Consider the following 11,303-nt stretch of genomic DNA (forward strand, 5'->3'; position numbering starts at 1 on the left):
GGTGCGCCGGGACGGGGCGGCGGTCGAGGTGGCCACCAGTGAGATCGTGCTGGACGACCTGATCGAGATCGGCCCCGGGGACAAGATCGTCGTCGACGGGGTGTGCGCGGAGGCGGACGGGCTGGAGATCGACGAGTCGCTGCTCACCGGCGAGGCCGACCCCGTCGTCAAACGCCCCGGCGACGCGGTGATGTCCGGCAGCTTCGTGGTCGCGGGCGGCGGCGCGTTCACGGCCACCAAGGTCGGCCGCGAGGCCTACGCCGCCCGGCTCGCCGAGGAGGCCTCGCGCTTCACCCTCGTCCACTCCGAGCTGCGCACCGGCATCTCCACGATCCTCAAGTACGTCACCTGGATGATGGTCCCGGCGGCCGTCGGGCTCGTCGTCACCCAGCTCGTCGTCAAGAACGACGACCTGAAGGACGCCCTGGCCCGCACGGTCGGCGGGATCGTGCCGATGGTCCCCGAGGGGCTGGTGCTGCTGACCTCCGTCGCCTTCGCGATCGGCGTCATCCGGCTCGGCCGCAAACAGTGCCTGGTGCAGGAGCTGCCCGCCATCGAGGGCCTGGCCCGCGTCGACACCGTCTGCCTGGACAAGACCGGCACGCTCACCGAGGGCGGCATGGACGTCAGCGAGCTGCGCCCGCTGGACGGGGCCGACGAGCCGTATCTGCGCAAGGTGCTCGGCGCGCTCGGCGAGTCCGACCCGCGCCCCAACGCCTCCCTCCAGGCGATCATCGACGCCTATCCGGACAGCGAGGAGTGGCGCTGCGTCGAGTCGCTCCCCTTCTCCTCCGCGCGCAGGTACAGCGGGGCCGCGTTCAGCGAGGGCGACGGGGAGACCAGCACCTGGCTGCTGGGCGCCCCCGACGTCCTGCTCGCCGCCGGCGACCCGGCCCTGGCCGAGACCGAGCAGCTCAACGAGCGGGGGCTGCGCGTGCTGCTGCTGGCCCGGGCGCACCGCGACCTGGACGACGCCGAGCCGGCCAGGGGCGCCCGTCCTGCCGCCCTGGTCGTCCTGGAGCAGCGGCTGCGGTCCGACGCGGCCGAGACCCTGCGCTACTTCGCCGAGCAGGACGTGCGCGCCAAGGTCGTCTCCGGGGACAACGCGGTGTCGGTCGGCGCGGTCGCCGGGAAGCTGGGCCTGGACGGTACGGCGGTGGACGCGCGGCGGCTGCCCGCCGACGGGCCGGAGCTGGCGCGGGCCCTGGAGACGGGCACCGTCTTCGGGCGGGTCACCCCGCAGCAGAAACGGGACATTGTCGGCGCGCTCCGGTCGCGCGGGCACACGGTCGCGATGACCGGGGACGGCGTGAACGACGTCCTCGCCCTGAAGGACGCGGACATCGGGGTCGCGATGGGCTCCGGTTCGGAGGCCACCCGGGCGGTGGCGCAGATCGTGCTGCTGGACAACAGCTTCGCGGCCCTGCCCTCGGTGGTGGCGGAGGGCCGCCGGGTGATCGGCAACATCACGCGCGTGGCGACGCTGTTCCTGGTGAAGACGGTGTACTCGGTGCTGCTGGCGGTGCTGGTGGTGTGCTGGCAGGTCGAGTACCCCTTCCTGCCCCGGCACCTGACCATGCTCTCCACGCTCACCATCGGCGTCCCGGCCTTCTTCCTGGCCCTGGCACCGAACACCGAGCGGGCCAGACCGCACTTCGTCCGCCGGGTGATGCGGTACGCGGTCCCGGGCGGGGTGCTGGCGGGCCTCGCGACCTTCGTCACGTACCTGCTCGCCCGCCACCACTACAGCGGGCCGAGCGCGCTGGAGGCGGAGACGAGCGCGGCCACCCTGACCCTGTTCCTGATCTCCATGTGGGTGCTGGCGGTCATCGCCCGCCCCTACACCTGGTGGCGGGTGGTGCTGGTGGCCGCGATGGCCGTCGCCTTTCTGCTCGTCCTCGCCGTCCCCGCCCTGCAGCACTTCTTCGCCCTGCGGCTGGTCGGGATCGCGCTGCCGTGGACGGCGGTCGGCGTGGCGGCGGTCGCGGCGGCCGCCCTGGAGTACCTGTGGAGGTGGGTCGGCCGCCGCTTCCCGGACTGAGTCCGGCGGGGTGCTACTGCACGTCGACGTAGTCACCCGTGGCGCTGACGGCCGGGGTGGTCGTGCCGCCCGCGTAGCTGAAGCGCCAGTAGCCGTCGTAGTTCGCGGTGGTGGTGGTCTTCAGGTTGCCGGACGAGTCGCTGTTCACCGTCTTGACCGTGGTGTAGGTGCTCGTACCCGCCTTGCGGAACTCGAGCTTGACCGGCTGGCTCGTGTAGCCGTGGTACGCGTGGTCCTCCCAGTTGGCGCGGGAGAGCTTGCCGGTCACCGTGAGGGTCTTGCCCTTGCCGACCGGCTCGGGGCCGGCGTCGACGGTGAGCTTGGAATAGCGCTGCACCAGGGTGCTGCCGAGGCCGCTCTGGTCCTTGTAGCCGACCTTGCTCATGTCGGCGGGGTTGTCCTGGTTCTGGCCGTTGAAGGCGACGGCTTCGGCGGCCACGCCCCAGGAGCCGGCCCAGGCGTTCTTCAGGTCCCCGTCGGCCGGGTAGATGTCGACGGTGCCCTTGCAGGTGGCCGTCGTCGCCGAGGTGGCGGTGCAGGTGGCCGGGTTGTCGCCGTACAGTGCGGCGGTCGGGTCGTCGTACGAGCCCTTGTAGAGGAAGGCGTCGCTGTAGAAGTCCTGCGCGGTGATGTCCACGTCGGCACCGTGCGTCAGCGTGTACGAGTAGCCGGCGCTCACCTTGTTCGAGGTGCCGACCTTGATCGCCTTGGTGATCGTGACGGTGGAGAAGCTGACGTTCAGCGTGTACGGCGTGCCCGGGTCACCGGTGGCGTGTGCGGCCGGGACGGCGAGGGCGGAGAGGGCCAGGGCGCCGGAGACGGCGGCCACGGTGGCACGTATGCGCATGTGCGTTTCCCTGGAGGGAGAAGTGATCGTGGAGTCGGTCGACTCACGTGATCACAGATCCGCGAAGCACAGGGAGGGTTGTACCGCAAGAGCGTGTCCCGGCCTGATTTTGGCCGGTGATTACCTGTGCATGGCACAAGTGAGAGGAAACATTCCGGCCCCGGGAGCGGTACGCGCTCCCGGGGCCGGACCGGTGTGCCGCCTACGGCACAGCCGCTTGCTTCACAGTCGCTTACTTCACGACCGCTTACTTCACGTCGACGAAGTCACCGGCGGCGCTGACCGCCGGGGTGGTCGTGGTGCCCGCGAAGGAGAAGCGGTAGTAACCGTCGGCCGTGGCCTTGACGGTCGTCTTCAGGGCGCCCGTGGAGTCCGACTTGACGGTCTTCAGCGTGGTGTAGGTGCTGGAGCCCTTCTTGCGGAACTGCAGCTTCACGGACTGGCCGGTGTAGCCGTGGTACTTGTGGTCCTCCCAGTTGGCGCGGGAGAGCTTGCCCGTGACGGTGAGGGTCTTGCCCTTCTTCACCGGCTCCGGGGCGGCGTTGACCGTCAGCGTCGAGTTGCGCTGGACCAGGGTGGTGCCGAGGCCGTCGACCTGGACGATCTCCTTCTCGGAGTCCATGTCGATCGCGATGCCCGCGCCGTGCCAGGTACCGGCCTGCGTGTTGCGCAGCCTCATGTCCCGATCGGTCTCGCGCGGGTTGAGCACGATCGTGCCCTTGCAGTCGGCGGTGGTGGCCGAGGTCACCACGCAGATGCCGGGCTCGTCACCGCCGGCGGCGTTGTCCGGGGTGGTGGACGAGCCGTGGTAGATGAGCGGGACACTGAAGAAATTGTCCGAGTCGATCTTGACGTCGGCGCCGTGGGTCAGGGTGTAACGGACCCGCACGGAGACCTTGTTGGTGGTCCCGACCTTGATCGCCTTGGCGATCTTGAAGTTCGAGAAGGTGACGTCCAGGTCGCCCTCCGCCGGGGCGGCGGCGACGCCGGCCCGGCCGGACGCGGCGTGCTGCACGAGGACCTTGGCGAGGTCCGTGCGGTGGGCGGAGCTGCCGTCGGCGGCCTGCGCGGCCGGCACGACGAGGGCGGAGAGGGCCAGGGCGCCGGAAACGGCGGCCACAGTGGCACGAAGTCGCATGGGGTGTCCTTGGAGGATGTGGAGGTGCTGCGGCTTACTTCACGTCGACGAAGTCACCGGCGGAGCTGACCGCGGAGGTGGTCGACGTGCCCGCGAAGGAGAAGCGGTAGGAGCCGTCGGCGGTGGCCTTGACCGTGGTCTTCAGGCGGCCCTTGGAGTCCGTCTTGACGGTCTTCAGCGTGGTGTAGCCGCTGGCGCCCTGCTTGCGGAACTGCAGCTTCACGGGCTGGCCGGTGTAACCGGCGTACGTGCCGCCGTTCCAGTTGGCGCGGGTCAGGCCGCCCGTGACGGTGAGGGTCTTGCCCTTCGCCACCGGCTCGGGGGAGGCGTCGGCCGTCAGCTTGGCCAGCCGCTGCGCCTGGAAGGTCTTGGCGTTCTCCTTCTTGGTGTAGTCGGTGTCCTTGCCCTGGGCGATCGCCCAGACCTTCCAGCCGCCCGCCACCTCGTTGATGAGGTTCTTCCGGGCCGTCAGCGTGTACGTCGCCTTGCAGTTCGCCTTGGTGGCGCTGACCTTGGTGCACACGGAGCGCTTGTCGGAGGTGTTGGCGACGGCACCGCTGTCGGAGTGCTCGATGTCCTTGCCGTGGTACAGGATCGCCTGGGCCCAGGAGATGCCGGAGTCGTCGGTGGCGGTGAAGGAGACCGTGATGGTCTTGCTGCCCGTCGCGCCGACCACGACGGGCTTGCCGCCGTTGACGACGACGTTCGAGATCTTCGTGTCGCCCCGGTGGTCGTCCGCCGCCTGCGCGGCCGGGACGGCCAGAACGGACAGCGCCAGGGCGCCGAGGACGGCCGTACCAGCGGCTCGCATACGCATGGGTGGGTGTCTCCCCGTGATCATGAAGCTGATGTCGCATGATCAGATCAACGGCACCCATCGGAGGTTGTACGGGATCCCCGGTTTTTCCCCGGCTGTGCCGGAGGTCACGTCACCCTCAGTCGAACCAGCGGTCCCGGGCCAGCTCCTCCGTCCGCGACGGGTCCTCCAGCAGCGCGGCCACCTCGAACCGGCGCGGCCACTGCCCCGCCGCCCACGCCAGCCCGGCGGCGACCCCCTCCAGGGTGGCCGCGTGCACCACCCCGTCGTCGGTGAGCCGCCAGTCGATCTCCACGCCGTCCACGACCAGTTCCTCGTGCTCGGCGTACGTCCGGGGCGTGCGCGGCCCGAGCAGTACCCGCACCGCGTCCGGCACGTCGTGCTCGGTCCCCTCGGAGTGCACCTCGCCGGTGACGGACTCGCTCAGCCGCCGCACCTGGAACAACTCGGCCAGCTCGGCGGCGCGCGCGGGCCGGACCGGCAGCAGCGGCACACCGGAGGTGAACGGCAGCAGGTCCGGCGAGTCGACCACGACCGCGGCACCGGCGTCCACGACCGCCACCCGCCCGTCGACCACGGCCCGCAGCTCGTCCGGCAGGGTCACCTGCTCGGGGTCCAGCTCCGCGAGCGCGCTGTAGAGCCCGTGCAGCTGGGCGGGCGTGACCGGGCGGTCCGGGTCGGCGAGCCGGTCCAGCAGCTCGGCGGCCCCGCCGGGCTCGTCCAGCAGCGCGCCGACCGAGGTGCGCACGCCCAGCGCCCGCAGTACCTGCTCGTCCTCGAACCCGGTGGCGTCGGCCTCCTCGTACAGGCCGTGCAGCAGCGGGTCGCCGCCGGCGGCGAGCAGTCCGGCCGGGCGCCGCCCGTCGAGCACCGGGTGCCCGCGCAGCCACCACGCGGTGTACGGCCGTACGGTCTCGTGGGTGCCGTCGGGGAGCAGGATGCGCACGGGCTGGGTGAGGGCGTCCCGCAGCGGCGGCCGGGCCAGCAGGGCCAGCGCCTCGGGCCAGTGGTCGTCGTCCACCAGGTCCAGGTCGCGCACGGCGACGAGTTCGGTGGCGACCGGCGGCACCGGGCTGTCCGGGAAGCGGTCGAGGATGTCCTCGCACCACACGTCGACGGCGTCCAGCAGGCCGGCGTCGTCGGGCTCGGCGTAGTCGCCGTCCCGGGGCTCCAGTTCGTCCGGGTCGAGGACGACGTCGGTGGCGCGGACCAGCGCGAAGTCGGCGAGCACCCCGCACGCGGCGAGCGGCTGCTCGCCCCACTTCTCGGCCAGCTCGGCGTCCACGGCCGCGAGTTCACCCTCCCGGATGACCTGGGCGAAGGGGCTGCCGGGGAACACCAGCTCACCGGCCGGGGCGAGTTCCCCGTCCTCGTCGGGCAGGGCGAGCGCGCCCAGCCAGGGCTCCTCCCCCGGCTCCAGGCCGGCGTCCCGCACCAGCCCGAGGACCGTGTCGGCCAGTTCCTCGGCGTCCGGCGCGTCCTCCTCCCAGGCGAGGCCGCCGTCGTCCTCCAGGGAGGCGGCCACGGCGGCCCGCACCTGCGGGGTGGTCAGCACCGCGCGCGGGGTGGCGGGCAGCGCGCCGAGCTTCTCCAGCAGCGGGTGCGCGGCGTCCTCGTGGGCCACCTTCAGCCCGAGCCGGCCCAGGACGTCCGCATCGATGCGGGCGGTGTCCGGGGCGGGCAGCAGCACCTGCCGGGGCCCGATGGTGGTCCGCCCGTCGGCCAGGGGCACCGGCAGCCCGGACAGCCGCTCGGGGTCGACCCCGGCGAGGCTGTCGTACAGCCGCCACCACCACTGCGGGTCCTTCTCCAGTCCGGCGAGCCGGTCGACGGCGTCGGCCAGGGGCAGCCGGGCGACCCCGAGGGTGCGCAGCTCCACGCGCCGCTCCAGACCGGCCGGGAGCAGGGTGGGCAGCACCTCGGCGAGCACCCGTACGGTGCCGGCCCCGGCGCCCTCCACGACCTCGGCGTCCCGGGGCCGCAGCGCCTGGGGCAGCTCGTCAGCGTTCTCGTCGCTCTTGACGCTCTTGACGCTCTTGTCGCTCTTGTCGTCCTTGCCCTCGGCGGCCGGGGGCAGGAAGGCGGTGCGCGGCAACCGCTCCAGCACGGCCTGGCGCAGCGCCCCGTCCAGCTCCGCCTTGCCCAGCGGTCCGGGCACGAGGTCGATGACGCCCTCGCCGACCGGCCGCCAGGCGGCGAGCAGTTCGGCGTAGGCGTCGGCCGCGCGCTGCACCAGGAAGTCGGTGAGCGGGCCGGGGGCCGCGTGCCGGCGGGTGGTGTCCAGCGGGAACGAGGCGATGAGCAGCGCGGGCACGCCGAGCGGTTCGTCGCTCGGGGTGGGGGCGTGCAGCACCGGGGTGGTGCGGGGGCGGGCCGGGGCGCCGTAGGCGTCGACGGGGACCGCCCAGGTCACCGACCAGTGCGGGCGCAGCCGTTCCTCGACGGGCCGGTCGGCGAGGAGGTCGGGGGTGAGCGGCCCGTGGGCGGACGCGGTACGCCAGTGGGTGATGCCGTCGCGGGAGTCCTCCACCACCGTGAAGGCGCCGTCGGTGCGCCGGGTGAGCGTGCGGGGGGCCTCGCCGCCGGTTTCCACGACGACCTCGGCCAGCCCGGGCAGGGCCAGGAGCAGGGCGTCGTCGACGGCGGCGAGCAGCCGCTCGGCGAGGTCGGCGGCGGCCGCGTCGCGCAGGGGCAGGATGACCGCGGTGTCGTACGGCTCCGGGGCGGTGCCCTCGGCGGCGAACGGCAGCCGGAGCAGGGGCACGTGACCGTCCCGGCGCCGCACCTCGTCGCCGAGCCCGGGACTGTGCCGGGCCACGTCGGAGGCCAGCTCCCGGGCCTCGGCCAGCGACCAGCGCACGCCCCCGTGCCGCCCCACGATCGCGGGTTCGTCGGTGACGGCGAGGACGGCGGCGAAGCCGACGCCGAACCGGCCGACGGCGCTGTGGGCCGTCTCCGCGTCCCGTTTGGCGGAGGCCCGCAGGGTGGACAGGGACTCGACACCGGCCGCGTCGAGCGGGGCGCCGGTGTTGGCGGCCACCAGGACGCCGTCGCGGAGGGTGAGCCGCAGGCGGCCGGGCACGCCCGCGCGGGCGGCGGCGTCGGCGGCGTTCTGGGCCAGTTCCACGACGAGCCGGTCCCGGTACCCGCCGAGCACCAGGTCCTCCTCGGCGTTGGCGTCCTCCCGGAAGCGGGCGGGGCTCGTCGCCCAGGCGTCGAGCACCCCGCGACGCAGACGGGCGGTGCCGAAGGGGTCGGCGCCCTCGGCCGCCGGCCGCACGTACTTGCTCACGTTGACTCTCCTCTACGACGTGAGACCGAAGGTACAGCGCCCGGACGGGGGGCAATCAACGCGGCCGGGGAGGGTAGGCGGTAGTGACCATCCGTTGGCACGAAGGTGCCGTCGCACGAAAGTGGTGCCCTCACATGCCCGAGACACAGGACGTGGTCGAGCTGATCCTCCAGGACCACCGGCGTATGGAGGACCTGTTCCGGCTGATGCGCAGCGTGGAGGAGGACCGGACCGCCGCCCTGGAGGAGTTCGCCGATCTGCTGGTCGCGCACGCCCAGGCCGAGGAGGCCAAGGTCTATCCCGCACTGAAGCGGTACAAGAACATCGACGACGAAGAGGTCGAGCACGGCGAGCACGAGCACGACGAGGGCAACGAGGCCCTCCTGGACCTCCTCCAGGTCGAGGAGGTCGGCTCCGAGGAGTGGGACGAGAAGCTGGAGGCGCTGGTGGAGGCCGTCACCCACCACGCCGACGAGGAGGAGCGCACGATCCTCAACGGTGCCCGCGAGAACGTGGGCGCGGAGCGGCGCGCCGAGCTGGGTGCGGCGTTCTGGGAGGAGCGGGAGCGTCAGCTGAAGTCCGGCTGCGGTTCCCTCGAGAACGTGCGCCGCATCGTGAAGTCGTCCTGACCCGCGCCCCGGGCCGGGACCTCACGGTCCCGGCCCGGGGTCCGGCCGCACGGCGCGGCCCGGGTCGGCCCACAGCAGGGCCGCGAAGGCCGTGAGCGGCCTCCTCAGCCGCGGCCGGCCGGCACCGCGGGGTCCGGGTGGGTGCCGGGCCCGCCGCCCGGTCCGGCCAGCGGGGTCGGCGACAGGGCCGTGGGTTCCTCACCCGGTTCGAGCAGGGTGTCCGCCGCGCCGACGATCAGCGGGTCGGGCGTGCCGACCGCCGCCGGGTCCTTGGCCGGGTAGTCGAAACGGTCCAGCAGACTGCGCATCGCCTCCAGCCGGCCCCGCCGCTTGTCGTTGTTCTTCACGACCGTCCAGGGCGCGTGCGCGGTGTCGGTCGCCCGGAACATGTCGACCTTGGCCGCCGTGTAGTCGTCCCAGCGGTCCAGGGAGTCCAGGTCGGTCGGGGACAGCTTCCAGCGGCGCACCGGGTCGACCTGCCGTATCGCGAACCGGGTGCGCTGCTCGGCCCGGGACACCGAGAACCAGAACTTCACGAGCAGGACGCCGTCGTCGGTGAGCAGCTGCTCGAACAGCGGCGCCTGCCGCAGGAACAGCGCGTACTCGGCCTCCGTGCAGAAGCCCATGACCCGCTCGACGCCGGCCCGGTTGTACCAGGACCGGTCGAAGAAGACCATCTCGCCGCGGCCCGGCAGGTGCTGCACGTACCGCTGGAAGTACCACTGCCCCGCCTCCCGCTCGGTCGGCTTGTCCAGCGCGACCACCCGGGCCCCGCGCGGGTTCAGCCGCTCGGTGAACCGCTTGATGGTGCCGCCCTTGCCGGCCGCGTCCCGCCCCTCGCACACGACGACGATCCGCTGCCCGGTGTCCCTCACCCAGCGCTGCAGCTTGAGCAGTTCGATCTGCAGGACCCGCTTGGTCCGCTCGTACTCGCGCCGGCCCATCCGGTGGTCGTACGGGTGGTTCTCCCGCCAGGTGTCGACCGGCCGGCCGCCGGCGTCCAGCAGCACCGGCCGCTCCGGCTGCCGGTCGTCCACCTCGAACCCCCGCAGCAGGTCGTCCTCGCGCACCGTGCCGCGGGTCCCGTCCGTCTCCGTCGCCTGCTCGTGCTCGGCCACGCCACCGCCTCTCCGTCACCGCCCCGGTCTCCTGACACGTGCCCACCCAGCCGGGTCCCAGACGCCTGTACCGTCGCTGGGGTCGTTCCGTGCCGTGCGTGCGAGACAGGAAGGCGATCACATGCCCGAACTGCGCCTGGGACCGCTGCTGCGGTACACCGACGGATCCTGCGCGACCGTGTGGGTCGAGACCGAGCGGCCCTGCACGGCCGAGGTCCGCTGCTCCGACGGCGCGGCCGGCACGGCCCCCACCTTCCAGGTGGCCGGGCACCACTACGCGCTCGTCACGGTCACCGGCCTGCGACCGGGCACCTCCCCGTCCTACGAGGTGTTCCTCGACGGCACCCGGGTGTGGCCGCTGCCCGACTCCCGCTTCCCGCCCTCCGTGATCCGCACCCCCGGCGCCGGCGACGCCGTCCGCGTCACCTTCGGCTCGTGCCGCTGGGCGGCGCCCCCGGCGGACGGCAAGGACCCGGTCGGCCCCGACGCCCTCGACACGCTGGCCACCCGCCTCGCGGCCGACCCCGGCGCCGAGCGCCCCGACGTCCTGCTGCTCCTGGGCGACCAGGTCTACGCCGACGAGACCTCCGAGGACACCCGGCGCTGGCTGGCCGCCCGCCGCGACCTCGACCGGCCGCCGGGCGGGCAGGTCACCGACTACGAGGAGTACTGCCACCTCTACTACGAGTCCTGGCTCGACCCGGAGGTGCGCTGGCTGCTGTCCACCGTGCCCAGCTTCATGATCTTCGACGACCACGACATCGTCGACGACTGGAACACCTCCGCCTCCTGGCTCGCCGACATGCGCACCACCGACTGGTGGCAGGAGCGGCTGCTGAGCGGCCTGATGTCGTACTGGGTCCACCAGCACCTGGGCAACCTCTCCCCCGCCGAACTCGCCGACGACCCCACCTGGGCCGCCGTCCGCGCCACCCCGGACGGCACGAAGGCGCTGCGCGCCCTGGCCGAACAGGCCGACGCCGACTCCGCCTCGGTCCGCTTCAGCTACCGGCGCGACTTCGGCCGGGTCCGGGTCGTCATGGTCGACTCCCGGGCCGCACGGGTCCTGGAGGAGGGCCGCCGCTCCATGCTGGACGCGGGCGAGGCCGCCTGGCTGCGCGAGCAGGTCCTCCCCGGCGGGGGGACGGACGAGGGCTCCTACGACCACCTCCTGATCGGCACCTCCCTGCCCTGGCTGCTGCCGCACCTGGTGCACGACACCGAGAGCTGGGACGCGGCCCTGTGCGCCGGCGAACGCGGCGACCGCTGGGCTCGCTTCGGCGAGTGGCTGCGGCGCGGGGCCGACCTGGAGCACTGGGCGGCCTTCCCCCGCTCCTTCGCCGACCTCGCCGGCCTCATCGCCGACGTCGCGGCGGCGCCGGGCGCCCCGGCGAGCGTGTGCGTGCTCTCCGGGGACGTCC

General features: G+C 72.9%; 8 protein-coding genes. 3 read left to right on the plus strand and 5 right to left on the minus strand.

Annotation, left to right across the window (positions count from 1 at the left end):
- Positions 1-2,041 (plus strand): HAD-IC family P-type ATPase (locus IE312_RS30600; RefSeq protein WP_229900624.1); only part of this gene is annotated, 2,041 nt, incomplete at its 5' end.
- A 13-nt stretch (positions 2,042-2,054) separates the two neighbouring features.
- On the opposite strand, the gene IE312_RS30605 is transcribed toward IE312_RS30600, so the two are convergent.
- The 4 genes from IE312_RS30605 to IE312_RS30620 form a co-directional block, all read right to left on the minus strand.
- On the minus strand, positions 2,055-2,888 hold the full coding sequence (locus IE312_RS30605; protein ID WP_189985513.1) for a hypothetical protein: 834 nt from the start codon (positions 2,886-2,888) through the stop codon (positions 2,055-2,057).
- A gap of 247 nt (positions 2,889-3,135) precedes the next feature.
- Positions 3,136-4,026, minus strand: a complete 891-nt coding sequence (locus IE312_RS30610; RefSeq protein WP_189985514.1) for a hypothetical protein — start codon at positions 4,024-4,026, stop codon at positions 3,136-3,138.
- 34 nt (positions 4,027-4,060) lie between these two features.
- Positions 4,061-4,843, minus strand: coding sequence for a hotdog family protein (locus IE312_RS30615; RefSeq protein WP_189985515.1), 783 nt, complete (start codon positions 4,841-4,843; stop codon positions 4,061-4,063).
- 118 nt (positions 4,844-4,961) lie between these two features.
- Positions 4,962-8,135 carry a sacsin N-terminal ATP-binding-like domain-containing protein gene (locus tag IE312_RS30620; protein ID WP_189985516.1) on the minus strand — a complete coding sequence of 1,058 codons (3,174 nt, stop codon included), beginning with the start codon at positions 8,133-8,135 and terminating at the stop codon, positions 4,962-4,964.
- A 134-nt stretch (positions 8,136-8,269) separates the two neighbouring features.
- Here IE312_RS30620 and IE312_RS30625 point away from each other — a divergent pair, with 134 nt between their 5' ends.
- A complete protein-coding gene (locus tag IE312_RS30625; protein WP_189985517.1) occupies positions 8,270-8,764 on the plus strand; it encodes a hemerythrin domain-containing protein in 495 nt (164 codons plus the stop codon).
- Between the two features lie 104 nt (positions 8,765-8,868).
- On the opposite strand, the gene ppk2 is transcribed toward IE312_RS30625, so the two are convergent.
- Positions 8,869-9,882, minus strand: a complete 1,014-nt coding sequence (gene ppk2, locus IE312_RS30630) for a polyphosphate kinase 2 (RefSeq protein ID WP_189985518.1) — start codon at positions 9,880-9,882, stop codon at positions 8,869-8,871.
- 121 nt (positions 9,883-10,003) lie between these two features.
- On the opposite strand from ppk2, the gene IE312_RS30635 reads away from it, so the two are divergent.
- A partial coding sequence (locus IE312_RS30635) for a DUF7800 domain-containing protein (protein ID WP_229900625.1) occupies positions 10,004-11,303 on the plus strand: 1,300 nt, incomplete at its 3' end.

Source organism: Streptomyces capoamus, assembly GCF_014654935.1.
GTDB classification, from domain to species: Bacteria; Actinomycetota; Actinomycetes; order Streptomycetales; family Streptomycetaceae; genus Streptomyces; species Streptomyces capoamus.